The 25443-nt window shown below is 68.5% G+C and carries 25 protein-coding genes; 14 read left to right on the top strand and 11 right to left on the bottom strand.

The annotated features are described in order from the left end of the window. Positions 1–4 precede the first annotated feature (4 nt). Entirely contained in the window at positions 5–433 is a 429-nt protein-coding gene (locus ACWAT3_RS10855; protein WP_460798334.1) for a DUF1761 domain-containing protein, read from the bottom strand. A 71-nt stretch (positions 434–504) separates the two neighbouring features. On the opposite strand from ACWAT3_RS10855, the gene ACWAT3_RS10850 reads away from it, so the two are divergent. The 4 genes from ACWAT3_RS10850 to ACWAT3_RS10835 all read left to right on the top strand — a co-directional run bounded on the left by ACWAT3_RS10850 (position 505) and on the right by ACWAT3_RS10835 (position 5815). Further along, on the top strand, positions 505–1434 hold the full coding sequence (locus ACWAT3_RS10850; RefSeq protein WP_460798332.1) for a 2-hydroxyacid dehydrogenase: 930 nt from the start codon (positions 505–507) through the stop codon (positions 1432–1434). A 54-nt stretch (positions 1435–1488) separates the two neighbouring features. Further along, positions 1489–3150: a glycoside hydrolase family 13 protein gene (locus ACWAT3_RS10845; RefSeq protein ID WP_460798331.1), complete on the top strand. Its 1662-nt coding sequence runs from the start codon at positions 1489–1491 to the stop codon at positions 3148–3150. A gap of 115 nt (positions 3151–3265) precedes the next feature. After that, on the top strand, positions 3266–4282 hold the full coding sequence (locus ACWAT3_RS10840; protein WP_460798329.1) for a LacI family DNA-binding transcriptional regulator: 1017 nt from the start codon (positions 3266–3268) through the stop codon (positions 4280–4282). A 72-nt stretch (positions 4283–4354) separates the two neighbouring features. After that, positions 4355–5815, top strand: coding sequence for an alanine/glycine:cation symporter family protein (locus ACWAT3_RS10835; protein WP_460798328.1), 1461 nt, complete (start codon positions 4355–4357; stop codon positions 5813–5815). 11 nt (positions 5816–5826) lie between these two features. Here ACWAT3_RS10835 and ACWAT3_RS10830 read toward each other — a convergent pair whose 3' ends face one another. After that, positions 5827–6165 carry an ArsR/SmtB family transcription factor gene (locus tag ACWAT3_RS10830; protein ID WP_460798326.1) on the bottom strand — a complete coding sequence of 113 codons (339 nt, stop codon included), beginning with the start codon at positions 6163–6165 and terminating at the stop codon, positions 5827–5829. A gap of 83 nt (positions 6166–6248) precedes the next feature. On the opposite strand from ACWAT3_RS10830, the gene ACWAT3_RS10825 reads away from it, so the two are divergent. Next, positions 6249–7550, top strand: a complete 1302-nt coding sequence (locus ACWAT3_RS10825; RefSeq protein WP_460798325.1) for an FAD-dependent oxidoreductase — start codon at positions 6249–6251, stop codon at positions 7548–7550. 32 nt (positions 7551–7582) lie between these two features. On the opposite strand, the gene ACWAT3_RS10820 is transcribed toward ACWAT3_RS10825, so the two are convergent. Further along, complete coding sequence (locus ACWAT3_RS10820) at positions 7583–7984, bottom strand: arsenate-mycothiol transferase ArsC (protein ID WP_460798323.1); 402 nt, start codon at positions 7982–7984, stop codon at positions 7583–7585. Between the two features lie 119 nt (positions 7985–8103). Here ACWAT3_RS10820 and trxB point away from each other — a divergent pair, with 119 nt between their 5' ends. The 6 genes from trxB to nhaA all read left to right on the top strand — a co-directional run bounded on the left by trxB (position 8104) and on the right by nhaA (position 13749). Further along, a complete protein-coding gene (gene trxB, locus ACWAT3_RS10815; RefSeq protein ID WP_460798322.1) occupies positions 8104–9081 on the top strand; it encodes a thioredoxin-disulfide reductase in 978 nt (325 codons plus the stop codon). Next, positions 9078–10169: an ACR3 family arsenite efflux transporter gene (gene arsB, locus ACWAT3_RS10810; RefSeq protein ID WP_460798320.1), complete on the top strand. Its 1092-nt coding sequence runs from the start codon at positions 9078–9080 to the stop codon at positions 10167–10169. The genes trxB and arsB overlap by 4 nt, the downstream gene beginning before the upstream one ends. Next, positions 10166–11152 carry a metalloregulator ArsR/SmtB family transcription factor gene (locus ACWAT3_RS10805; protein ID WP_460798318.1) on the top strand — a complete coding sequence of 329 codons (987 nt, stop codon included), beginning with the start codon at positions 10166–10168 and terminating at the stop codon, positions 11150–11152. Before arsB ends, ACWAT3_RS10805 begins: the two co-directional genes overlap by 4 nt. Positions 11153–11178: 26 nt before the next feature. Beyond that, positions 11179–11589 carry an arsenate reductase ArsC gene (locus ACWAT3_RS10800; protein WP_460798317.1) on the top strand — a complete coding sequence of 137 codons (411 nt, stop codon included), beginning with the start codon at positions 11179–11181 and terminating at the stop codon, positions 11587–11589. Between the two features lie 170 nt (positions 11590–11759). After that, positions 11760–12350, top strand: coding sequence for a potassium channel family protein (locus tag ACWAT3_RS10795; protein WP_460798315.1), 591 nt, complete (start codon positions 11760–11762; stop codon positions 12348–12350). 97 nt (positions 12351–12447) lie between these two features. Further along, complete coding sequence (gene nhaA / locus ACWAT3_RS10790; RefSeq protein WP_460798313.1) at positions 12448–13749, top strand: Na+/H+ antiporter NhaA; 1302 nt, start codon at positions 12448–12450, stop codon at positions 13747–13749. Positions 13750–13773: 24 nt separating this feature from the next. Here the strand turns inward: nhaA and ACWAT3_RS10785 are convergent, their stop codons facing one another. Continuing rightward, positions 13774–14289, bottom strand: coding sequence for a flavin reductase family protein (locus ACWAT3_RS10785; protein WP_460798311.1), 516 nt, complete (start codon positions 14287–14289; stop codon positions 13774–13776). A 50-nt stretch (positions 14290–14339) separates the two neighbouring features. Here ACWAT3_RS10785 and soxR point away from each other — a divergent pair, with 50 nt between their 5' ends. Next, positions 14340–14807 carry a redox-sensitive transcriptional activator SoxR gene (gene soxR / locus ACWAT3_RS10780; protein ID WP_460798309.1) on the top strand — a complete coding sequence of 156 codons (468 nt, stop codon included), beginning with the start codon at positions 14340–14342 and terminating at the stop codon, positions 14805–14807. Here the strand turns inward: soxR and ACWAT3_RS10775 are convergent, their stop codons facing one another. After that, positions 14808–16313 carry a SulP family inorganic anion transporter gene (locus ACWAT3_RS10775; protein ID WP_460798308.1) on the bottom strand — a complete coding sequence of 502 codons (1506 nt, stop codon included), beginning with the start codon at positions 16311–16313 and terminating at the stop codon, positions 14808–14810. A gap of 92 nt (positions 16314–16405) precedes the next feature. On the opposite strand from ACWAT3_RS10775, the gene ACWAT3_RS10770 reads away from it, so the two are divergent. Further along, positions 16406–16771 carry a MerR family transcriptional regulator gene (locus ACWAT3_RS10770; RefSeq protein WP_460798307.1) on the top strand — a complete coding sequence of 122 codons (366 nt, stop codon included), beginning with the start codon at positions 16406–16408 and terminating at the stop codon, positions 16769–16771. A gap of 65 nt (positions 16772–16836) precedes the next feature. On the opposite strand, the gene ACWAT3_RS10765 is transcribed toward ACWAT3_RS10770, so the two are convergent. The 6 genes from ACWAT3_RS10765 to ACWAT3_RS10740 form a co-directional block, all read right to left on the bottom strand. Next, the gene (locus tag ACWAT3_RS10765) at positions 16837–19110 is read right to left on the bottom strand and encodes an exo-beta-d-1,3/1,6-glucosidase (protein WP_460798305.1); all 2274 of its coding nucleotides are present in this window, start codon (positions 19108–19110) and stop codon (positions 16837–16839) included. After that, positions 19107–20030, bottom strand: a complete 924-nt coding sequence (locus ACWAT3_RS10760; protein ID WP_460798578.1) for an ABC transporter permease — start codon at positions 20028–20030, stop codon at positions 19107–19109. The genes ACWAT3_RS10765 and ACWAT3_RS10760 overlap by 4 nt, the downstream gene beginning before the upstream one ends. Positions 20031–20164: 134 nt before the next feature. Continuing rightward, on the bottom strand, positions 20165–21244 hold the full coding sequence (locus ACWAT3_RS10755) for an ABC transporter permease (RefSeq protein ID WP_460798303.1): 1080 nt from the start codon (positions 21242–21244) through the stop codon (positions 20165–20167). After that, entirely contained in the window at positions 21241–22101 is an 861-nt protein-coding gene (locus tag ACWAT3_RS10750) for an ABC transporter ATP-binding protein (RefSeq protein ID WP_460798302.1), read from the bottom strand. Before ACWAT3_RS10750 ends, ACWAT3_RS10755 begins: the two co-directional genes overlap by 4 nt. Further along, the gene (locus ACWAT3_RS10745; protein ID WP_460798300.1) at positions 22098–22922 is read right to left on the bottom strand and encodes an ABC transporter ATP-binding protein; all 825 of its coding nucleotides are present in this window, start codon (positions 22920–22922) and stop codon (positions 22098–22100) included. The genes ACWAT3_RS10750 and ACWAT3_RS10745 overlap by 4 nt, the downstream gene beginning before the upstream one ends. Before the next feature lie 68 nt (positions 22923–22990). Beyond that, entirely contained in the window at positions 22991–24658 is a 1668-nt protein-coding gene (locus ACWAT3_RS10740; protein ID WP_460798299.1) for an ABC transporter substrate-binding protein, read from the bottom strand. 125 nt (positions 24659–24783) lie between these two features. Here ACWAT3_RS10740 and ACWAT3_RS10735 point away from each other — a divergent pair, with 125 nt between their 5' ends. After that, a complete protein-coding gene (locus ACWAT3_RS10735) occupies positions 24784–25428 on the top strand; it encodes a TetR/AcrR family transcriptional regulator (RefSeq protein ID WP_460798297.1) in 645 nt (214 codons plus the stop codon). Positions 25429–25443: the final 15 nt, after the last annotated feature.

The raw sequence follows: 25443 nt of genomic DNA, 5'->3' as shown, positions 1-25443 counted from the left end.
CGCGTCAGCCGAGCGGCGGCGGCCACACCCCGATGATGACCGCCATGATCACGATCGTCACGAGCTCGTGAGCGATGTTCAGCGTGGTCAGCTGCGTGGGTCGCCCCTCGAACGCGTCGTGCGTGATGAACCGCGCACCGGTGAATCCGCCCCACAGCATGATCGCGGTCACCAACGTCGCAGCGAAGAACGAGCCCTGGTAGAAGTGCCAGGCGATCGCGGCCGCGCCGGCGAGCACCCACGCGGTGCCGAAGCTCACGAGGATCGTCGTCACGATCGGCCAGAGCGCCCCGCGCGACGGATTCTCCAGGTCGACATGCGCGAGCCTGGCCCAGCGCTTGCCGAACACGCTCGGGGCGTACCAGATCGAACCGACTACCATGCTCGACGCGGTCGCCAGCAGCACGGCCCAGTAGTTGATCTCCGGAATCATCTCGGCATCCTCACGTCGAAGCGTGACCCCGACGCTACTCCGTGTCGGACGCCCGAGGATAGGCTCGCACCGTGAGTCTCATCGTCACCGTTCCCACCGCCCGCCTCGTCGACGACCTCGCCCCGATTCCCGACGGAGTCGAGGTCCTGGTGTGGGACATGCAGAGCCCCGCGCCGCACGCGCACCTCGACATCGTCGTGCCACCGTATATGAACACCGGAGAGGCGCTCGATGCCCTCGCCGATGTGGAGATCGGCCTCATCCAAGGGCAGATGATCGGGTACGAGAGCGTCATCGACAAGATCCCGGCCGGCGTCCGATTCGCGAACGCGGCGACCGTGCACGAGACGGCGACCGGCGAGCAGGCGCTCGCGCTCGCCCTCGCCGCACAGCGGCACATCCCCGAGTTCGTCCGATCGCAGGACCGCGGCGCCTGGGAACGGCTGTGGTCCCCCGGCCTCGCCGACCGGCGGGTGCTGCTGATCGGATTCGGCGGCGTCGGTCAGGCGATCGCCGAGCGGCTCGTCGGCTTCGAGGTCGCGCTCACCGTCGTGGCGCGCAGCGCGCGCACGGTCGAGCACGAGACGCTCGGCTCCGTCGACGTGCACGCGATCGATGAACTTCCCACGCTGCTGCCGGATGCCGAGATCGTGATCCTCGGGCTGCCGTACACGCCCGAGACGCGCCACACCATCGACGACGCCGCGCTCTCCGCCCTCCCGGACGGCGCCCTCGTCGTGAACGTCGGGCGCGGTGCTCTCGTCGACACCGACGCGCTGGTGGATCATGCGCGTCGAGGACGCATCCGCGCCGCGATCGACGTCGTCGACCCAGAGCCGCTGCCCGACGGCCACCCACTGTGGAGCCTCCCCGGCATCCTGATCGCGCCGCACGTCGGCGGGTCCTCCGACGCCATGCACCCGCGCATCGCCCGCTTGGTCCGCACCCAGATCGAGCGCATGCTGGCCGGTGACGAGCCGATCAACCTGGTGCGCGAGTGACCTGCGGCGCACAGACGCTCGCAAAACTGTAAGCGCTTGCAGTAGGCTCTTCGCATGACTCAGCTTGAACAGTCCGCCGCACCCGGAGCCGAGTGGTGGCGCAGCGCCGTGATCTACCAGATCTACCCGCGGTCGTTCGCGGACGCATCGGGTGACGGCATCGGCGACCTCCCCGGCATCACGAGCCGCCTCGAGTCCCTGCAGGAACTCGGCATCGACGCCATCTGGCTGAGCCCGTTCATGACGTCGCCGCAGCGCGACGCCGGCTACGACGTCGCCGACTACCGCGACGTCGACCCGCTGTTCGGCACGCTCGCCGACTTCGACGCGATGCTCGAAGCGGCGCACGCCCGCGGCATCCGCGTCATCGTCGACCTCGTCCCGAACCACTCTTCCGACCAGCACGTCTGGTTCCAGCAGGCGCTCAAGGCCGCACCGGGCAGCCCGGAGCGCGCCCGCTACGTCTTCCGCGACGGCAAGGGCGAGAACGGCGAACTGCCCCCGAACAACTGGGAGAGCGTCTTCGGCGGCGGCATGTGGGAGCGCATCACCGAGCTGGACGGCACGCCGGGGCAGTGGTACCTGCACATCTTCGACGCGACCCAGCCCGACTTCGACTGGACCAACGAAGAGGTGCGCGAGGAGTTCCGCTCCATCCTGCGCTTCTGGCTGGACCGCGGGGTCGACGGCTTCCGCGTCGACGTCGCGCACGGCATGGCCAAAGAGGCCGGCCTGCCGGACTACGCTCCGGTCGCCGACGCCGATTCCATGGGGGGTGGCGAGGAGAACGTGCCCTACTGGGGCCAGGACGAGGTCCACGACATCTACCGCGACTGGCACAAGGTGCTGGGCGAGTACGACGGCGACCGCGCGCTGTGCGGCGAGGCCTGGCTTCCCACGCTGAAGAAGACGGCCCTCTGGGTACGCCCGGACGAGATGCATCAGACGTTCAACTTCCCCTACCTGATGACCCCGTGGGATGCGAAGCAGCTGGGCGAGGTCATCCGCGAGTCGCTGGACGAGTTCGGCAAGGTCGGGGCCCCCAGCACCTGGGTGCTCTCGAACCACGACGTCGTCCGCCATGCGACTCGGCTCGCGCTCACGGGCGACAACCCGCAGGGCGAGGGCATCGGCCCGCTGACCCCGAACAAGCCGGACACCGCGATCGGGCTCGCCCGCGGCCGCGCCGCGACGACGCTCATGCTGTCGCTGCCCGGCTCGTCGTACATCTACCAGGGTGAGGAGCTCGGGCTTCCCGAGGCCATGGAGATCCCCGACGAGTTCCGTCAGGACCCGACCTGGTTCCGCACCGAGGGCAAGCGCTACGGGCGCGATGGATGCCGCGTGCCGCTGCCCTGGGACGCCACCGCCCCCGCGTTCGGCTTCAACGAGACCGGCGCCTCCTGGCTGCCGCAGCCGGACGAGTGGGCGGCGTACGCCCGCTCCACCGAGGAGAACGACCCGACGTCGACGCTCGCGCTGTACAAGCAGCTGCTGCGTCTGCGCCGCGAGCACGATCTGGGTTCGGGAACGCTGGTCTGGGAGGACCTCGGACCGGATGCTGTGGCCTTCCGCCGTGGCGACCTGCACGTCGCGGTGAACCTCGGGACGGCGCCGATCGAGCTGCCGGCTGGCACGACCTTCGTCGTGCGCAGCCAGCCGTTCGAGGGTACGACCCTCCCGGTCGACACCGCCGCCTGGTACACCGTCGCCTGACCGCCGAAGCGGCACGATCGCCCGCGAGCAGTGACCTGCGGGGTGAGACGTACCCACGCAACGTACGTCTCATCCCGCAACGCACGTCTCGCGATCCTGAACGAGAGATTGCACGATGACGAGCATCGACGAGGTCGCCCAGCTGGCCGGAGTCTCCACAGCGACGGTGTCGCGCGCTCTGAGCGGCCGCGGGCACGTGTCTGCGGCATCCCGCGAGCGCGTGCTGTCCGCGGCGAACAAGCTCGGCTATGTCGTATCGTCGCGCGCGTCGTCGCTGGCCTCTGGGCGGACCCGCAACATCGGTGTGGTCGTGCCCTTCCTCGACCGCTGGTTCTTCAGCACCGTGCTGTCCGGCGTCTCCAGCGCGCTCATGCGCCACGGCTACGACATCACGCTCTACAACATCACCGCCGACCGGGATGTGCGCCGTGAGGTGTTCTCGACCGCGCTGCGCCGCCAGCGCGTCGACGCGATCATCGCGGTCTCGATCGAGCTGGACGACGACGAGACGAGTCAGCTGCTGAGCCTCGGCCTTCCTGTCATCGCGATCGGCGGACCGAACCCGCGCCTGGACACCCTCACGGTCGACGACGTCGCCGTCGCCGAGCTCGCAACCAGGCACCTGCTCGGTCTCGGGCACACCGACATCGCGCACATCGGCGCGAACCCGGAGTTCGACCTCGACTTCCACATCCCGACCCAGCGCCGGCAGGGGTTCGAGAAGGCACTGGCGGATGCCGGCATCCCCTTGAATCCGCTCTTCCTGGAGCCCGCAGACTTCACGGTCGAGGGGGGCTACCGTGCGGCCAAGCAACTGTTGGGGCGGCCGGGTCCGCGCCCCACGGCAGTGTTCGCGGCATCCGATGAGATGGCGATCGGAGCGATCCTCGCGGCGCGCGACCTGGGGTTCCGCGTCCCTGAGGACCTCTCGATCGTCGGCATCGACGGGCACGAACTCGGTGAGTTCTTCCGTCTGACGACGGTCGACCAGTTCCCGATCGGGCAGGGCGAGCTCGCCGCCGCCGCGGTGCTCTCCGGTCTCGAGGATGCCGCCCCGACGGGCTCTCACGGTGAACTGCCGTACGAGCTCATCGTGCGGGGAACGACCTCCCGGCTGCTGTCGGCCGGCTGACGCGACCTCCGTTCGCCGCGATTCCGGCCGGGCCTCTGGCCACGACGGCATGCCGACCGACATACTGGGCCGATGGACGCTCTGAACGATTTCGTGCTCGACTACGGCGACAAGCTCTGGACCTGGATCGTTCTTCCCGTGCTCGTCCTTCTCGGCGTCTACTTCACTCTCCGCTCCGGCGTGGTGCAGTTCCGGATGATCCCGGAGATGTTCCGCACGCTCACGGACAAGACGCCGCGAGACGCGAACGGCGAGCCGCAGTCGGTGTCGGCGTTCCAGGCGTTCACCATCTCGGCGGCCTCGCGCGTCGGTGTGGGCAACATCGCCGGTGTCGGCACGGCGATCGCGATCGGCGGCCCCGGTGCGGTGTTCTGGATGTGGACCATGGCGTTCATCGGCGGCGCCTCGAGCTTCATCGAGTCGACCCTCGGGCAGGCGTACAAAGTGCGCGACAAGGACGGCTTCCGCGGCGGACCGGCGTACTACATGCAGCACGGTCTGAAGGCGCGGTGGATGGGCATCCTGTTCGCGATCGTGCTGATCCTGTGCTTCCCGCTCGCGTTCAATTCCCTGCAAGCGAACACCATCAGCGCCACGCTGTCCGGCAGCTTCGGCGGCGAAGTGGGATGGATCCCCTGGGTGGTCGGTGGAGTGCTCGCGATCCTGACCGGGCTCGTCGTGTTCGGCGGTGTTCGGCGGATCGCTTCCGTGTCGCAGGCCGTCGTCCCGGCGATGGCACTGCTCTACCTGATCCTCGGGCTCGTGATCGTCGGGATCCACATCGATCAGCTGCCCGCAGTGTTCGCATCGATCTACACTCAGGCCTGGGGCACTGAAGAGGTCGCCGGCGGTACGATCGGCGCCATCATCATGGTGGGTGCGAAGCGCGGCATGTTCTCGAACGAGGCTGGCCTCGGCTCGGCCCCGAACGCGGGAGCGACCGCCGCCGTCACACACCCGGTCAAGCAGGGCCTGGTGCAGACGCTCGGGGTCTACTTCGACACGTTCCTCGTCTGCTCCATCACGGCCTTCATCGTCCTCGTGTCGACACCGGATCTCATGAACGCCGAGCAGGGCATCTCGCTGACGCAGAACGCCCTGGTCAGCGCGCTCGGCCCCTGGTCGAACGTGCTTCTGAGCGTGATCGTCTTCCTGCTGGCGTTCAGCTCGATCCTCGGCAACTACTACTACGGCGAGGCGAACATCGAGTTCCTCAACACGAAACCGGCAGTGCTGACCACGTTCCGCTTCGTCGTCGTCGCGGTCGTGTTCCTCGGCTCGATCGCGTCGGCCGATCTCATCTGGAACACGGCCGACGGGATCATGGGCATCATGGCACTGATCAACCTGGTGGCCATCGCTCTGCTCTCGGGCGTCGCCTTCAAACTCTTGAAGGACTACTCGCAGCAGCGAAAGGCGGGCCTGGATCCCGTCTTCACCAGAGCCAGGATGCCGGAGGTCACCGGCATCCAGTGCTGGGAGGACGAGCTCTCGGTGACCGGCCCGATCGATCTGCCGGTGAAGCGGCGCTGAGGAGGCGCGGCTCAGGCGCGCAGCGCGTCGGCCGCGGCATCCAGTGCGGGCTGAACGAGCCGGAAGTAGGCCCATCGGCCGCGCTGCTCCCTGGTCACGAGGCCGGCGTCGGCGAGCAGCTTCATGTGGTGCGAGACCGTCCCCTGCGACAGGCCGACGGGCTCGATCAGATCACAGATGCACGCCTCGCCGCCGTCGCCCGCGGCGATCAGCGAGAGCAGGCGCACGCGGGTGGGGTCGCCCAGCGCCTTGAAGACGCGAGCGACCTCCGTCGCCTCGTCGACCGACAGCACATCGGCGACGCGCGGCATGCAGCAGGTGCGGGCTTCGATCGTCACGGGGAGCGCCATGCCCCCAGTCTGCCACGTATTGACATTCTTCGATAGGTGCGCAACAGTCTTCATATTGACGTTTCTCGATCCGAGGAGATGTGATGTCCGAGTTGCCCGTCGCCATCGTCGGAGCAGGCCCGCAGGGTCTCGCCGCCGCCGCACACCTGACCGAGCGAGGCATCCCCGTCACGGTCATCGAACGCGGGAGCACGCCGGCCGCCGCCGTCTCCGAGTGGGGTCACGTCCGCCTGTTCTCGGCATGGCCAGAGCTGACGGATGCCGCGGCACGACGCCTGCTCGAAGCGACCGGTTGGAGCGCACCGGCCTCGGGCTATCCGACCGGCGCCGAGTGGGTGAGCGAGTACCTCGCACCGCTCGCCGATGCCCTCGGCGATCGCATCACCTACGGCGCGACCGTGACCGGAATCTCGCGTCAGGGTCGCGACAAGGTCGTCGACGGCGGTCGCCGGAGTCAGCCGTTCGTCGTGCACCTCCGTCACGCCGACGGCAGCGAGAGCCGGCTGAGCGCCCGCGCCGTGATCGACGCGAGCGGCACGTGGGGCCTCCCGAATCCCGCTGGCGCCGATGGCTTCCCCGCACTCGGTGAGGCGGAGGCATCCGAGCGGATCTCGTACCGCATCCCCGACGACGCGTCCGAGTTCGCCGGCTCGCACGCGGTCGTCGTCGGCGCCGGCCACTCCGCGGCCCACGCCGTGCTCCGGCTGGGCGAGCTGGCCCGACGGTCGCCGGGAACGCGGGTCACCTGGCTGCTGCGCCGCGGCAGCGCGACGAACGTCTTCGGTGGCGGAGCCGCCGATGAGCTTCCGGAGCGCGCGGCACTCGGCTCCCGCGCCCGCAAGGTGATCGACGAGGGCCTTGTGAACCTGGTCACCGGATTCCGCGTCGCCGCGTTCCGCGCTGTCGGCAACGACCTGACGATCGCCGCCGAGGACGGGCGCGAGGTCGCAGAGGTGTCGCACGTGTTCGCGCTCACCGGGTTCCGCCCCGACACGCAGATACTGCGGGAACTGCGCATCGATCTCGACCCCGCGCTGGAAGCCGTCGCGGGAATCGCCTCCGAGATCGACCCCAACATCCACTCCTGCGGATCCGTCTCGGCGACCGGCGCACGCGAACTCGCGCAACCAGAGCAGGGCTTCTTCATCACCGGCGTGAAGTCCTACGGACGCGCGCCGACCTTCCTCGCGCTGACGGGATACGAGCAGGTGCGCAGCATCGCAGCGCACCTCGCTGGCGACCACGAGGCGGCCGCCCGCAGCGAACTCGTCCTGCCGGACACCGGAGTGTGCGGCGGATCGGGCGACTTCGACGAGAACGGCGGCAGCTGCTGCGCAGCACCGACCGTACTGCAGATCGGCGCGCGACCGGTCGCCGTCGGCTGACGCGGCGAAACGTCGGCTGACGCGCGGAGCCGTCAGCCGACGACGCGGGCCGCGAGACCGCGAACGCGATCCGCGACGGCGTCGCGGAGCCCGCGCACGCCGTCCGCCTCCCAGTTGGACGGGTCGGGGAACGACCACTCGACGAGCTCGCCGGCGACGGGCCCTGGCAGAGCGAGTCCGGGCTTCATCAGCACGACGACGTCCGCGTTCTGCAGGTCGTCGGCCGTGACGGCGCGAGGCTGGGCCGCCGAGGTATCGATGCCGAGCTCCTGCAACGATGCGGCGACAGCGGGGTTGATCTCGTCCGCAGGACTCACCCCCGCGCTGGTCGCAATGAGCCGGTCGTCGGCGACGTGCGAGAGGAGATGGGCGCCGAGCTGCGAGCGCCCGGCGTTGTGGGTGCAGATGAACAGCACGGTCTTAGGCCGGGACATGACGACTCTTTCGTTTTCAGCTCAGCGGGTCTTGCTCATCCTCACGACCCGAGGTAGCCGATCGGTGAACTCCTTCGACGAGGGTTGCCGATTGATTCGATCGATGTCAATATAGACACATGTCGATTCAAGAGGTTGAGCTGGCCATCATCGGCCCCGGCCCTGCGGGCTACACCGCAGCCGTCTACGCGGCCCGCGCCGGGCTGGCGCCCGTCGTGCTCGCCGGGTCCGTCACGGCAGGCGGCGCCCTCATGACGACGACCGAGGTGGAGAACTTCCCCGGCTTCGTCGACGGCATCCAGGGCCCCGAGCTCATGGAGTCGATGCGCGCGCAGGCCGAGCGCTTCGGCGCCCGCATCCTCCTGGACGATGCGATTCAGGTCGATCTCGAAGGGCCTATCAAGACCATCGAAACCGGCTCAGGAGAGACCTTCCGCGCCCGCGCCGTCATCCTGACGATGGGATCGGCCTACCGCAAGCTCGGCGTCGCCGATGAGGAGCGCCTCAGCGGCCACGGCGTGTCCTGGTGCGCCACGTGCGACGGCTTCTTCTTCCGCGAGCAGGAGATCGTCGTCGTCGGTGGCGGCGACTCCGCGATGGAGGAGGCCCTGTTCCTGACCCGCTTCGCTGCCAAGGTGACGATCGTGCACCGCCGTGACGAGTTCCGCGCCTCCAAGATCATGGTGCAGCGCGTGCTGGATCACCCGAAGATCGAGGTCGCCTGGGACAGCGAGATCGCGCGCCTCAACGGCGCCGAGAAGCTCGAATTGGTCACGCTGCGCGACACGGTGACCGGCGACGAGCGCCAGTTGGCGGCGACCGGTGCGTTCATCGCGATCGGGCACGACCCGCGCTCCGAACTCATCGCGGGCCTCGTCGACACCGACCAGGACGGCTACGTCCTCGTCGACCACCCCTCGACCCGCACCAGCGTCGCCGGCGTCTTCGCAGCCGGCGACCTGGTCGATCACACCTACCGCCAGGCGATCACCGCAGCCGGAACCGGCTGCGCCGCCGCGCAGGATGCCCAGCACTACCTGGCCGCTCTCGAGAACGCCGGTCCCGCTCTGCCCGAGGCCGAGGAGGTCTTCGCATGACCACCGCGACGACCACCACCCCAGCGACCAGGAAGCTGTCGACGCTCGACCGCTGGCTGCCGCTCTGGATCGGCCTGGCGATGGTCGCCGGCCTCCTGCTGGCCCGTTTCGTCCCTGGACTCTCCGGCCTGCTGGCCGCCCTCGAGGTCGGCGGGATCTCGATCCCGATCGCCATCGGGCTGCTCGTGATGATGTATCCGGTGCTCGCGAAGGTCCGCTACGACAAGGTCGCCGCCGTCACCGGCGACAAGAGGCTCCTGATCCCGTCGCTGGTGCTGAACTGGCTGGTCGGACCAGCGCTGATGTTCACGCTCGCGTGGACGTTCCTGCCAGACCTGCCCGAGTACCGCACCGGGCTCATCATCGTCGGACTCGCACGCTGCATCGCCATGGTCGTCATCTGGAACGACCTCGCGTGCGGCGACCGGGAGGCCGCGGCGGTGCTCGTCGCGATCAACTCCGTCTTCCAGGTGATCGCTTTCTCGCTGCTCGGCTGGTTCTACCTCACGGTCCTTCCCGGCTGGCTGGGCCTGGATACCCAGGGGCTCGAGATCTCGGTCTGGCAGATCGCCCTCAACGTGCTGATCTTCCTCGGCATCCCTCTGGTCGCGGGATTCGCCTCGCGCTACCTCGGCGAGCGCCGCAAGGGTCGCGAATGGTACGAGGAGGCCTTTCTCCCCGGCGTCGGACCGTGGGCGCTGTACGGTCTGCTGTTCACGATCGTGCTGCTGTTCGCACTGCAGGGAGACCAGATCGCGCAGCACCCGTGGGATGTCGTGCGCATCGCGGTGCCGCTGCTGGCCTACTTCGCGATCATGTGGTTCGCCGGGCTCCTGACCGGCAGGGCGCTCGGTCTCGGCTATGCGCGCTCCACGACACTGGCGTTCACCGCCGCGGGCAACAACTTCGAGCTCGCGATCGCCGTCGCGATCGGCACGTTCGGTGCAACGTCGGGTGAAGCGCTGGCGGGCGTCGTCGGCCCCCTCATCGAGGTGCCTGTGCTCGTCGGACTCGTCTACGTCTCGCTCTGGACGGCGCGGCGCTGGTTCCACACCGATCCGTACACCGCAGAGAGGATGCCGTCATGAACGTCGCGCCGACCGTCGAGGACACCTGCAGCCCGGTCGCCACCCATGCCATCGGTGCGGATGCCGCGGCATCCGTCGCCTCCACGCTGAAGGCCCTGTCGGATCCGCTGCGGCTGCGGATGCTGTCGGCCATCGCCTCCGATCCCCGCGGCGAATCGTGCGTGTGCGATCTCGCCGAACTCGCCGAGGTCTCGCAGCCGACCGTGTCGCATCACCTCAAGGTGCTCAAGGACGTCGACGTGCTGACGTCGGAGCGCCGCGGCACCTGGGTCTGGTACCGGATCAACCCGAACCGCCGCGGTGCGGTCACCGCTCTTCTGGACTCGTTCGCTCCCGCGACCGTGGCACCCTGGAGCGATGCCGATGAGGATGCCGGCCGTCCCGATTTCGACGCGCGGATCACGCGCCTGGCGAACGAGCTCTCCGTCGAGGTCCCGGACCTCGATCCGAACGTCGTCCTCACGATCGTCCGCGAGTCGTATACGGCACTCGCCCGCACGGCGCGCGTGCACTCCGCGCTCGTCCCGCTGACCGAGCGCTTTGCTCGTCAGCGCCTGGCGGACCTCACCCGCGACCGCGACGCGTCGGTGCCGCAGGTGCTGTTCGTGTGCGTCGCGAACGCCGGGCGGTCGCAGCTCGCCGCAGCGCTGGTGAATCAGATGGCCGGCGGAAAGGTGGTCGCGCGCTCCGCAGGGTCCAGCCCCGCGGACGTCATCCACCCGCACGTGCGCTCGATCCTCGCGGAGATCGAGGGTGAGCTCGCGGCCGAGCGCTTCCCCAAGCCGCTCACCGACGATGCCGTCCGCGCAGCGGACGTCGTCATCACGATGGGATGCGGCGACGTCTGCCCGATCATCCCCGGCGTCCGCTACGACGACTGGGCCGTCGGAGATCCGGCGCTCGCCTCCACCGAAGGCGTCGCCGCCATCCGCGACGACATCGCGGACCGCGTGCGCATCCTCGTCGACGACCTCACAGGCTGACCCATCCCCTTCGATCAGGAGAAACGATGACCGAACCCACCACCAAGCCCTCCGTCCTCTTCGTCTGTGTGCACAACGCCGGACGCTCCCAGATGGCCGCCGGGTTCCTCCGCGACATGGCGGGCGACCGCGTCGAGGTGCGCTCCGCCGGATCCATGCCCGCCGAGCAGATCAACCCGATCGCGGTGGCAGCCATGGCCGAACTCGGCATCGACATCACCGCCGAGGCTCCCAAGGTCCTCACCACCGAGGCCGTGCAGGCATCCGATGTCGTGATCACGATGGGATGCGGCGACGCGTGCCCGTTCTTCCCCGGCAAGCGCTACGAGGACTGGGAGCTCGACGATCCGGCCGGACAGGGGATCGAGTCGGTGCGCCCGATCCGCGACGAGATCCGCGACCGCATCGCCGCGCTGGTCGCCGACCTGGTGGGCTGACGCCCTCCGCGAGCGAGCGGCATCGCGTCGAGTGCGCGGCCTGCGCGCGCGTGCAGGCCGTGCACTCGAACGCACGTCGTTCCGTCGGCGCGGACGCGGGGTGATGAGCGCGCTGTATGGATCCCGTTAGGACCGGGAACAGCGCCGGAATGCTCCCGTAGTGTGCCCTCTTGTGGTTCATACCGGCATCGCTCAGCGGTGTGGATGCCGATGAGGCCGTCGTCCAGTCGCTCAACGGCGCACTGACCCAAGTCGTGCGCGCCGATTCGACCAGGCTCGACGTGCTGCAGCAGCTGGCGATCGGCGAGTTCGACCGCGTCGTGGTCGCGATCGGCAGCGACATCACCGCGTCGATCCTCACGGCATCCCTCCTGCTGCAGCTGAACGTCCCGGTGATCTGGGCGAAAGCGGTCGAGGAGCAGCACGGCGCCGTTCTCGCGCAACTCGGGGTGCACAAGGTGATCTACCCCGAGAAGGACATGGGGCGCCGCGTCGCGCACCTCGTCCGCGGAGCCGCGGCCGACTACCTCGAGATCGACAAGGGCTGCGCCGTCGTCAAGACCGTGGCACCGCAGTTCCTGCACGGCATCACCCTCGCCGAGGGCGCTGTTCGCAAGACGCATGCCGTGACGATCGCCGCTTATCGCAGCGCCGACGGCGAGTGGCGCAACGCACAGGCCGACACAGTGCTCCGCGACGGTGACACGGTGCTGGTCGTCGGACCGACCAGGGAGGTCGAGCGCTTCGCGCAGCTGCGCTGACGTTTCGACAGGTCAGCCGACCGCCCTTCGACTAGAATGGGATGCGGAGTGTCGGGAAGCCTGGTCGACGGCCCCGTTCACGACCAGAAAGGCGCCGATGTCGCGCTCTGCCTCTCGCCTCCGCACCATCTTCCCCTCGGCATCCCGCGCTGAGTCCCGCCGCATCACCGAGATCCTCCGCAAGGAGACGGTCGGCGGCATGCTGCTCGTCGCCTTCGCCGCCATCGCGCTGATCTGGGCGAACTCCCCGCTGGCTGAGTCGTACTTCGCGATCCGCGACTTCGAGATCGGCTACGAGCCATGGCATCTGAAGCTGTCGCTGGGCGCGTGGGCGGCCGACGGACTGCTGGCGATCTTCTTCTTCCTGGTCGGTCTCGAACTCAAGCGCGAGTTCGTCGCGGGTGACCTGCGTTCCCCCAGTACGGCGATCGTCCCGGTGGTCGCGGCCATCGGCGGCGTCGCCGTTCCCGCCCTGCTGTACATCGCCGTGGTGGGTGTCGGATCGAGCGAGGCGCACGGCTGGGCCATCCCGACGGCGACCGACATCGCGTTCGCCGTCGCCGTGCTCGCGATCATCGGATCGCACCTGCCGAGCGCTCTGCGGATCTTCCTGCTGACCCTCGCCGTCGTCGACGACCTCATCGCGATCGGCATCATCGCGATCTTCTACACCGAGTCGATCGAGATCATGCCGCTGCTGCTCGCGCTGGTCACGATCGCCGTCTACGGCGTCGTCGCGCAGCGCTTCCGACAGTTCTTCCATGTGCGCCCGGCCGCCGCCTGGCTGATCCTGCTGCCGCTCGGCTTCGTCGCCTGGGCGCTCATGCACGCCTCCGGCGTCCACGCGACGATCGCCGGTGTCCTGCTCGGCTTCACGATCCCGGTGCTGCACCGCAAGGCGGATCGGTCGGAGGATGCCGGGCCGGGCCTCGCCGAGCTCTTCGAGCACCGCTTCCGCCCTCTCTCCGCCGGATTCGCGGTGCCCGTGTTCGCGTTCTTCTCGGCCGGTGTCGCGATCGGTGGCCCTGAGGGCTTTCTGTCGGCGCTGAGCGACCCCGTGCTGATCGGCATCGTGATCGGCCTCGTCGTCGGCAAGCCGCTCGGCATCACGGTCGCCACCTGGCTGATCACCCGGATCAGGCGGATCAACCTCGATCCGTCGCTGCGGTGGATCGACATCGCCGGAGTCGGCGTGCTCGGCGGCATCGGGTTCACGGTGTCGCTGCTCGTCTCGGAGCTGAGCTTCGACGAGGGCAGCACGCACTACGACCACGGCAAGGTGGCGATCCTGGCGGCATCCGTCCTGGCCGCGCTGCTCGCCGCGATCGTCCTCGGGCTGCGCAACCGGCGCTATCGCAAGGCGGAGGAACTCGCCGCGCTCGAGCCGACCGAGGACTGAGCGCGCGCGCCGCGCGGTCGCGGATCAGGCGGCGGGCAGCGCGTGGAAGCGGCGATCGAAGTAGACCACTGGTCGGCCGAGCGGACCGTCGAGGACCTCGAGGACCTCGGCGATGACGACGGTCGACGAGCCGACGGGGACGGTCTGCAGCGCGCGACTGCGGAGTGCGGCCCTGGCCGCGGTGAGGTGCGGTTCGCCGGTCGACAGGGTGCGCCAGCCCTGCTCCGCGGTGAAACGCTCGGCGCCGCTGGTCGCGAACGCCTGGGCGAGGTCGACGTGCGCATCGTCGATGAGGTGCACGACGAACGTGTCGGCGGCGAGGAGCGCTCCGGCGCTGCCTGTTGCCCGCGTCACCGAGAACATGATCGCCGCGGGATCCACGGCCACCGACGCGACGCTGGATGCCGTGAGCCCGACGGGGCCGGTATCGACGTTCGCCGTGATGATCGCGACACCGGACGGGTGGGTTCGGAAGGCCGCCTTGAGCCCCTCTCCGACGGGAGTGGGCGTGGGGGCGGTCGCAGCTGTCTCTCGGATCACCTGTCAACGATAAAACCTCAAGTATGCTTGAGGTCAAATCGGGAGGCGCCATGGCCGAAGCTCCACACGCACCGGATGACCTGCTCACGGTCGGCGAGATGAGCCGGCGCACCGGGGTCGCGGTGTCCGCGCTGCACTTCTACGAGCAGCTCGGGCTGATCGCCTCCACCCGCACGCCCGGCAACCAGCGGCGCTACGCCAGGCACATGCTGCGACGGGTGTCACTGATCGCGGTGGCCAAGCGGCTCAGCATCCCCCTGTCCGAAGTGCAGGACGTCTTCGCCGACGTTCCGATGGCCGAGACGCCCAGCCACGAGGACTGGCAGCGCGCGTCCCGCCGCTGGAAGCACGAGCTCGAGAAGCGGCGAGAGGGCATCGAACGGCTGGAGCGCGAGCTCACCGGATGCATCGGCTGCGGCTGCCTGTCGATGAAGGCATGCCGACTGCTGAACCCTGACGATGCGCTCGGCGCATCCGGAGCGGGCCCTCGACGACTCGAGGACGACGCAACGGCCTGATCACGCCGGTGGGAACCCACCGGAGAGGCGACCGTGGAACATGCCGCTCGCCTCGTTCAGCCCCACGAGCTCGACCGTCTTGCCGTGCTGCGCGTACTTCGTCTCGATCGCGTCGAGGGCGGCGACCGTCGAAGCATCCCACACGTGCGAGCGCGACAGGTCGATCACGACCCGATCCGGATCGGCGGCGTATTCGAACTGAGTCGTCAGGTCGTTGCTCGACGCGAAGAACAGCTCGCCGTCCACGACGTAGTGCGCGCGATCCGCGTCGACCGTCCGCGTCACGGCGACCACGTGCGCGACCCGGCGGACGAACAGGACCGATGCGATGAACACTCCGCCGACGACGCCGACCGCGAGGTTGTGGGTCAGGAGCACGAGCACGACGGTCGAGATCATGACGAACGTCTCGCTCTTCGGCATCCGCCTCAGCGTCGACGGACGCACGCTGTGCCAGTCGAATGCCCCGATCGCGACCATGATCATGACCGCGACGAGGGCGGCCATCGGGATCGTCGCGACGAAGTCGCCGAACACCACGACGAGCAGGAACAGGAACACCCCGGCGAAGAACGTCGAGATGCGCGTGCGCGCACCCGAGGACTTCACGTTGATCATGGTCTGACCGATCACCGCGCATCCGCCCATGCCCCCGAGGAAGCCGGAGAGCACGTTCGCGGCGCCCTGCGCCCAGCTCTCACGCGTCTTGTTCGAGTGCGTGTCCGTGATCTCGTCCACGAGCTTGGCCGTCATGAGCGTCTCCATCAGGCCGACGACAGCGACGCCCAGCGCGAACGGGGCGATGATCGTGAACGTCTCCCACGTCAGCGGGACGTTCGGCAGGAACAGCGAGGGCAGCGTCTCGGGCAGCTCTCCCTGGTCGCCGACGGTCGGCACGTGGATCGCGAACACCAGCACGACAGCGGTGACGATGATCACCGAGATGAGCGGCGCCGGGATCACCTTCGTGAGACGCGGCATCGCGATCATGACGAGGATGCCGAGCACCACGAGCGGGTACACGAGCCACGGAACGCCGACGAGGTGCGGGATCTGCGAGCTGAACACGAAGATGGCGAGCGCGTTGACGAACCCGGTCATGACGCTCCGCGGGATGAACCGCATGAGCTTCGCGACCCCGAGCACGCCGAGCAGGATCTGGAAGACGCCGGCGAGGATGATCGTGGCGATGAGGTAGTCGAGGCCGTAGGTCGGAGCCACCGGCGCGATCACGAGCGCGACGGCGCCTGTGGCAGCCGTGACCATGGCAGGACGCCCGCCGAGGAAGGCGATCGAGACGGCCATGATGAACGATGAGAACAGACCGACCTTCGGGTCGACGCCGGCGATGACCGAGAACGCAATCGCCTCGGGGATGAGGGCGAGACCGACGACGAGACCCGCGAGCACCTCGCGGGTGAGCAGCCGCGGACGCTTCAGCACGGAGAGCACCGACGGGTTGTCGCGGTAGCGGGCGCGGTCGTCGACGGCGGCTGACGCGGACATAGGACTCCCCGTGGCTGTGAAAGCATGGATCGGCCGGGCGGATCACCCGACACAGAAACCCTAACGTAACGTGAGGGTTAGGAGGACTGCGGATGCCGGAGACGATGCACATCGGCGAACTCGCCGACCGGACGGGCATGTCTCTGCGCACGCTCCGCCACTACGACGAGATCGGCCTGCTCACCCCCTCGGGTCGGTCGGACGGCGGGTTCCGCCTCTACACCGACGACGACCTGCGCCGCCTGCTCGTGATCCGCCGCATGAAACCGCTGGGCTACTCGCTGGAGCAGATGGGCGATCTGCTCCGGGTTCTGGACGCCGCGGATGCCGGCGACGACTCAGCCGAAGCGCGCACCGTGCTGCAGGACTTCCGCGCGGATGCCGCGGAACGGCGCGACCGGCTGGCCGCGCAGCTCGAGATGGCCGACGAGTTCCTCGAGCAGCTCGACCGGATCTGACCCCGCGCATCGGTTCACTCCTGCGTCGACCGGAGGCCATCTGCCGCGGCGATCGGCCCCTCCCTTCACTCCAGAACGAAGGATGCCTTCAGCAGCGTCTCCACGCGGGACGATGGGCCCACGAGCAGGCTGAACGCGCCCGACTCGACGATGCGCGCGCCCGCGGCATCCACGATCGTGCACTCCGCGACCGGGACCTCGATGCGCACGCGCGCGGACTCCCCCGGCGACAGCTCGACCTGGCGGTACGCCTTCAGTTCACGATCGGCCCAGCTCACCGAAGTCACCTCGTCGCGGACGTAGGCCTGCACGGTCTCGCGCACGGGGCGGGCTCCGGTGTTGGCGACCGTCACGTCGGCGGTCACGACATCGCCGGACACCGACACCGACAGGTCGGAGTACTCCACCGTCGTGTACGACAGCCCGTCGCCGAACGCCCATGCCGGAGCCTGGGTGAGATCGGCGTAGCGGTGACCGTGCTGACCGCGGATCTGGTTGTAGTACGTCGGCTGCTGCCCGGCGTGCCGGGCGAACGAGATCGGCAGACGTCCGGAGGGTTCGATCGCCCCGGTGATCAGCTCGGCGATCGCGCGCCCGCCCTGCATCCCCGGGTTCGCGGCCCAGATCACCGCAGCGGCTTGCGACGCCGACGCCGGAAGCACGAGCGGCTTCGATGCGAGCAGCACCACGACCACGGGCTTTCCGGTCGCGATGAGCGCGTCCAGCAACGCGTTCTGCCCCCCGACGAGTTCGAGCGTCGCGGTGGAGCGCCCCTCGCCGTAGAGCTCGACGCGGTCGCCGACGACGGCGACGACGACATCGGATGCCTCGGCGAGCGCGACCGCCTCGTCGATCAGAGCCGGATCCGGCGCGGCGGGGAGGAAAGCCCGATCCCACGGGACGGGATTCCGCTCCTCGTCAGGGTTCTCGAATGCGACGATGTCGGCGCCGCGCGCCGCGGTCACGGACCAGCCGTCGACGGCGCGCAGGCCGTCCAGCACGGTGGTGGTCATCGCGCGCGGCTGCTCGTCGAGCCAGCCGGCCTGACCGGAACCTCCCGCCCAGTCTCCGAGCTGCTCCTGGGCATCATCGGCCAGCGGACCGACCACCGCGACGCGCAGCGGCGCAGCCGGCCGAAGCGGCCCTCCAGGCGCCGCCGGCCGAAGCGGCCCTCTAGGCGCAGCCGGCCGAAGCGGCAGCGTTCCGTCGTTCTCGAGCAGCACGAGCGAACGCCGTGCGACCTCGAGATTGAGCGCGGCGTGAGCTGCGCTCCCGACGACGACCTCCACATCGTCGGCGGGCAGACGCGGGTCCTCGAAGAGTCCGAGCTCGAACTTCAGAGTGAGGATGCGGGCGACGGCCGCATCGAACGCGTCGTCGGGCAGGAGGCCCTTGGCGACGGCATCCAGAGCCCCCTCGAAGAAGTCGGGCGTGTTCATCACCATGTCGTTGCCGGCCCGTACCGCGGCCGCAGCAGCGTGCGTGTGGTCGGGCTGCACGTGCTGCTCCCACACCATGCGGCCGACGTTGTCCCAGTCCGTGATGAGGGTGCCCGCATAGCCCCACTCGCCGCGCAGCACGTCGCTGAGCAGCCAGTCGTTCACGGTGATCGGCACGCCGTCGGTCGACTGGTATCCGAGCATGAACGTGCGGCATCCCTCGCGGGCGACGCGCTCGAACGGCGGCAGGAACCAGCTGCGGAGCTTGCGTCGTGAGATGTCGGCTTCCGAGGCATCCCGACCGCCCTGCGTCTCGGAGTATCCCGCGAAGTGCTTCGCGGTGGCGAGGATCGCTGTCGGATCGTCGAGCCCCGTCCCCTGGTAGCCGCGCACCATGGCGCTGGCGAGCTCGCCGATGAGGAACGGGTCCTCGCCGAACGTCTCGTTCACCCGCCCCCAGCGGAGATCCCGTGCGATGCACAGCACGGGCGAGAAGGTCCAGTGGATGCCGGTGACGGCGACCTCCTCCGCCGTCGCCCGAGCGACCTTCTCGACGAGCGACGCATCCCAGGAGGCGGCCATCCCGAGCTGAGTCGGATAGATCGTCGCCCCCGGCCAGAACGAGTGCCCGTGGATGCAGTCCTCCCCGACGATGAGCGGGATGCGCAGGCGCGTCTCGAGCGTCAGCTCGCGCGCGCGGATGATGCGCTCCGGCGACGTGTGCAGGATCGAGCCGACGTGACGGCGCAGGATGTGATCGTCGATGTCGTCGCGGGCATCCAGCTGCAGCATCTGTCCGACCTTCTCCTCCACCGTCATGCGGCGCAGGAGATCGTCGACGCGGTCAGCGACGGAGAGCGAGGGGTCGAGGTACGGGAGGGTCTCGGTCTGCAGGGTCATCTCTTCGTGTTCGTCTCGGTCGGCTCGGAAACGGGTCGGACGGCCGTGACGGCGTCGTTGACGTCGAGCCCCTTCTTCTTCATGGCACGGGCGCGCTCCCCGGCGGAGCGCAGTCGGGGGTTGACGTACTCGTCGATGCCGAAGTTGATCAGCGCGAGGGCGACGCCGATGAACGCGATGCAGAGCCCTGGAGGCAGATACCACCACCACTGGTTCTGCCGGAACGCGCCCTGAGCGGATGCCCAGTTCAGGATGGTTCCCCAGTTGTAGGTCGTGACCGGGATCACGCCGATGTACGACAGCGTCGTGAGGGCGAGGATGGCGGCGGTGACGGTGCCGACGAAGCTGGCCGCGATCAGGGCCATGAGGTTGGGCAGCATCTCGACGGTGATGATGCGGTGCAGCGGCTCGCCGTTCGCGCGGGCGGCCTGGATGAAGTCGCGATTGCGCAGCGACATCGTCTGCGCACGCAGCACGCGGGCGCCCCAGGCCCAGCCGGTGAGGCCCAGCACGGCAGCGATCACCCACAGCGGCGGATCCTCGAACATCGCGGCGACGATGATGATGAGCGGCAGGCCGGGGATGACGAGGAACACGTTCGTCATGGCCGAAAGCGACTCGCTCTTCCACCCGCGGATGTAGCCGGCGATCACGCCGACCGTGATGGCGATCACGGTCGCGATCGCCGCCGCGAGGAAGCCGACCACGATCACGCCGCGCGTGCCGTGGATGACCTGGCTCAGGACGTCCTCGCCGATGTGGGTCGTGCCCAGCCAGTGATCGGCGGACGGCGGCTCGAAGCGGCGGGTGTTGTCGACCTGCGTCGGCGAGTACGGCGCCAGCACGTCGGCGAAGATCGCGATCAGAACGAAGAAGGCGATGATCGCGAGCCCGGTCAGCGACTTGCCGTTGCGGAACATCGTGAAGGCGCCGGCCGTCTTCGACCAGAACGTGCCCGACGGCTTCTCCCGCGGGACAGCCGTCCGCACGGCGTAGGTGTCGGCGGAGGTATCCTCCGCCGCGGGGCTGCGGGTGGGGGTCGATGCCTTCATGCTCAGGCCTCCGTCTGGCGCGTGCGCGGGTCGAGGAATGCGTAGGCGACGTCGGCGAGGATGTTCGCCACGAGCACCGACAGCGTGATCACCAGGAACACGCCCTGCATGAGTGCGTAGTCCTTGGCGTTTGTGGCGTCGAGCAGGAGCTTGCCGACACCGGGGTAGCTGAACACCATCTCCATCACGATCGTTCCGCCGACGATGAATCCGATCGAGAGCGCGAAGCTCTGGATCTGCGGCAGCACCGCGTTGCGCGCCGCATAGCTCCACAGCACGCGCTTGTTCGTCATGCCCTTCGCCTGCGCGACGGTGATGTAGTCGTCGTCGAGGACCGTCAGCATCATGTTGCGCATGCCGAGCATCCAGCCGCCCAGCGACGCGATGATGATGGTCACGGCGGGGAGTGTGCCGTGGTGGATCACCTCCCCGATGAACTCGAACGACCACTCCGGCTTCGTTCCGACGCCGTACGCCTTGCCGATCGGGAACCAGCCGAGGTTCACCGAGAACAGGGCGATCGCGAGGAGTCCGAGCCAGAAGTACGGGATCGTCCCGAGGAACGTCGTGATCGGGATGAGCGCGTCGGCACGGCTGCCGCGCCGCCATCCGACGATCGCGCCGCCGATCGTGCCGATCGCGAACGAGATCACGGTGGCGAACCCGACGAGGCCGATCGTCCACGGCAGCGCCTGCGAGATGACCTCGGTGACGGGGCGGAGGCCGTGCAGCAGCGAGACGCCCAGGTCTCCGCGCAGCAGCAGCCCCCAGTACTCGAGGTACTGCTGGAACATCGACTTGTCGGTGTCGAGCCCCAGCAGCGACCGGAGCGCGTCCGCCGCCTCCGGCGACACGTTGCGGTTGCGGGCCAGGTACTGATCGACCGCGTCGCCCTTCATCATGCGCGGCACGAAGAAGTTGATCGTCAGAGCCGCCCACAGGGTGAACAGGTAGAACGCCGCGCGGCTGCCGATGAAGCGCCACGGCACGCGCGCCCTGGCGGAGACGACGCGGGTGGCGGTCGTCCCCGTGGCGACCGCGTCGACCTGCAGCGGTTCGGTGCGGGGTTCGGTGACGGTCATCGCGCTGCTCCCTGGATTCCGGATGCCGAGGCGCTCGGCGACTCGCTCCGCTCGCGCAGCGAGCCGGCGGTCGACGTCCCGGCGAAGTGCTTGTCCGGGTCGGGCGACGCGGCGCGCAGCTCCTGCGTGTACGGGTCCTGCGGGCGCAGGATGACGTCATCGGCGGTGCCCGTCTCGACGACCCTCCCCTGGTTCAGCACGATGATCTCGTCGCTGAAGTGCCTGGCCGTCGCGAGATCGTGCGTGATGTAGAGCACACCGAGCCCCTCCTCCCGCTGCAGGTCGGCGAGCAGGTTCAGGACGCCGAGGCGGATCGACACGTCGAGCATGGACACCGGCTCGTCAGCGACGAGCAGCGACGGCCGGGAGGCGAGGGCCCTCGCGATCGCCACGCGCTGGCGCTGACCGCCGGACAGTTCGTGCGGGCGGCGGTCGATCACGGCATCCGGAACCAGACGGACGCGTTCGAGCAGGCGCCGCACCTCGGCATCCTGCTGGGCCTTCGGGACGACCCCGTGCAGGCTCAGCGGCCGCTCGATGTGGTACCCGATCGAGTGGTACGGGTTCAGCGAGGCGAACGGATCCTGGAAGACCATGCGCAGGTGCTGGCGGTAGTTGCGCAGCCCTTTACCGCGACGCGGAACAGGGACGCCGTCCAGCAGCACGCGACCCTGCGTCGGCGATTCCAGCTGGGTGAGGATCTTCGCGATCGTGGATTTGCCGCTGCCGGACTGACCCACCAGACCGATCGTCTGGCCGGAGCGCAGCGTGAAGCTGACGTCGTCGAGCGCCTTGATCTGACCGGCGCCGCGGACGTTGTAGACCTTGGTCACATGCGAGAACTCGAGCACAGTCATCGCGCCACCATCCCCTTCTCCCCGGTGAGCCGCGGGAAGGATGCCAGCAGCGTCCGGGTGTAGTCGTCCTGCGGATCGTTCCAGATCCGCTCCGCGGCATCGAGCTCGACGATCTCGCCGTCGCGCATGATCGCGATGCGGTCGCTGATCTCGAGCAGCAGCGGCAGATCGTGCGTGATGAAGATGACCGAGAAGCCGAACTCGTGCCGCAGCTGTGAGATCTGGCTGAGGATCTCGCGCTGCACGAGCACGTCGAGCGCGGTCGTCGGCTCGTCCATCACCATCAGCTGCGGGCGGAGTGCCAGCGCCATCGCGATCATGACGCGCTGGCGCATGCCGCCGGACAGCTCGTGCGGGAACGACCGGGCGCGATCCGCGCCGACCTTCACGATCTCGAGCAGTTCGGCGGCCTCGGCGCGGCGCTGGCGTGCGCCGAGCTGCGGCCGGTGGATCTCGAACACGTCCTCCAGCTGCGAGCCGATCGTCGCGACCGGGTTCAGGGCGTTCATCGCGCCCTGGAACACCATCGACACCTTGTCCCACCGGAAGCGCCGCATCTGCTCTGCGTCCAGCGTGTTGATATCGATGTCGCCCTCGGCGGCGTCGTGGAAGACGACGGATCCGCCGGTGATCACGGCGGGTGCGCGCAGCAGTCGCTGGATGCCGTAGGCGAGCGTTGTCTTGCCGCAGCCGGATTCGCCGGCGAGACCGAGGATCTCGCCGCGCTGCAGCTCGAGGGTCACGTTCTTCACCGCCGCCACGGGCGGGTCGACGTCGTACACGACCGAGAAGTCGTCCACGGTGAGCAGGGGGTGCGGCATGGGTGGTCCTTTCCGCCGTCGACGCACCGAGCGGGGCCGCGGAGGCCCCGCTCGGTGGGTGAAGGGGATTACTTCGCGGTCAGCTTCGAGAGGATCTGCACGATGCCGGGCTGCGTCGGGTCTCCGGAGGCGTACTGGTCATCCTCACTCGGCCACCCGACGTAGTTGCGGGTGTTGAACTGGCCGAGCAGCGGGTGCGCGCCCAGCGGGATCGCGGGGACGTCCTCCGCGAAGGCCTGCTGCAGCACAGCGGATGCAGCCGCGCGCTCGTCGTCGGATGCGGCGTTCGCGTATGTGTTCAGCGCCTCGGTGACCGCGGGGTTGTCGTAGCGGCCGAAGTTGAACTGGGCCTTTCCATCGACGATCCACTTCGGGTCCATGGTCGAGGTGTACAGGCCGTACGCGTTGCCGGTGTCCTCGAGCCAGTGGATGATCGCCTGGAACGTGCCCTCCTGACGTGCGGCATCCCAGCCGCCCCAGTCGGGCTGGTCGACCTTGACCTCGATGCCGAGGGCGGCGTCGAGCTCCTCAGCGATCAGCGCCTGCTCGGTGTTCCAGTCGCTCCAGCCGGCGGGAACCGAGATCGAGAAGCTGACGGGCTCGCCATCCGGGTCGACGAGCTTCTCATCGGCCCACGTGTACCCGGCATCCGTCAGGACCTCGCGCGCCTTGTCGATGTCGACCGAGTACTCCGTGGTCGCGAAGTCGTCGATGACCTCGTCCGCCAGCAGGTCGCCGAGACCCGTGACGTTCCACACCGCTTCGCTCGCACCTTCGCGCGACACGTCGACGTAGGCCTGGCGGTCGATCGTCCAGGCCAGCGCCTCGCGCAGTGCGGGGTCGTCGAACGGCTTGGTCTGCAGGTTGAAGAACACGGTCGCAGCGCCGGCGGTCGGCGAGACGAGGAAGTGGTTGTCCTCGTCGGCGGCGAGGTAGCTGTCCTCGATCTGCGGGATGAAGGCCTGCGCCCAGTCGGCGTCTCCGGACACGAGCGCCGTGGTCAGGGCCGCGTTGTCGCCGTAGGACACGTAGTTCAGCGCGGGGACGACGGGTGCGCCGCCCCAGTAGTCCTCGTTCGCGACGAGGGTGACGGACTCGGTGGTCCAGTTGTCGAGCACGTAGGGCCCCGTGCCGACGGCGAGGCCGTCCGCCGTGAGCGGGTCGGTGTTGGGGTCTTCGATGCCCTCCCAGATGTGCTGGGGGACGATCGGCGTGTGCAGTACGCGTGCCTGCGCGGTGTACTTCGAGTTCCCGAACTTGAGCGTGATCCTGTCGCCGTCGACGGTCGCACCCTGGTAGTTGAGTCCTGCGGAGTCGGTCAGCTTCCCGCTGAGGAACTGGTCGAAGGTGAAGACGATGTCGTCGCCGGTGAACGGCTCGCCGTCGCTCCAGGTGACGTCGGCGCGAGGGATGACCGTCAGCTCTGTGTAGTCGTCGTTCCATTCGACCGATTCCGCGAGCCACGGGGTCGTGCCCAGATCGCCGGTCGGATTCACGAGGGCGAGGGGTTCGAAGATGACCTTGGCGTAGCCGTACTTCGATGCGGAGGAGTCGCCCAGATACGGGTTGTGCGACTCGGTCGTGATCGCGCCGTCCGGCTTGGCGATCGTCAGCGCCGGCAGGTCGCCACCGGCATCGCCGCCGTCATCACCACCGCCGGACGCGCAGCCGGCGAGAACCGAGGCGCCGAGGGCCGCGACGGCGAACCCGGCGATGAGGGATTTCCTGAGCTTCATTGCTTCTCCTTGGACACGTCATCGTGCTGTGGGTGTAACTTACTGGCGAGAAAGTAAGATGATGTGAGGTTACCCATCGGTAAGCTTTATGGCAAGTCACAGAACGGCAACGGAGAAGAGGGATCGTGGCACACAGCGAGGATGCCGTGCGCACCCGCCCTGCGACCCGCGCGAAGCGCGAGCAGATTCTCAAGGCGGCGGTCGAGATCTTCGGCAGCAAGGGGTCGACGAACGGCACGCTCGCCGACGTCGCCGAGCAGGTCGGCATCACGCACGCCGGGGTCCTGCACCACTTCGGATCGAAGCAGAAGCTGCTGCTCGAAGTGCTCGCGTACCGCGACCAGGCCGACGTGCAGGATCTCGAATCCCAGCGCATTCCGGACGGGCCCGAACTGTTCGTGCACCTCGTCAAGACGGCTTTCGAGAACGAGAAGCGCCCAGGCATCGTGCAGGCGTACACGGTGCTGTCCGCCGAATCCGTGACGGAGGAGCATCCGGGCCGGGACTACTTCGAGGAGCGCTACACGACGCTGCGGCGCGAAGTCTCCAGCGCGTTCGCCGACCTCTGCGACCAGGAGGGCGTCACCGACACCGAGACGGTGGCCGCGGCATCCGCTGCGATCCTGGCCGTCATGGACGGACTGCAGCTGCAGTGGCTGCTGCACCCCGAGATCATCGAGCTCGGCGAGGCGAGCGCGTTCGCGATCCGCGCGATCGTGAACGCGGTGGTGCGCCCGGGTCCGGAGCTGACGGACTACGTCAGGCGGTGACCCGCGGGGCTAGGG

It is taken from the genome of Microbacterium sp. GXF0217 (genome assembly GCF_054798195.1).
This window is presented reverse-complemented; position numbering and strand designations above follow the sequence as displayed.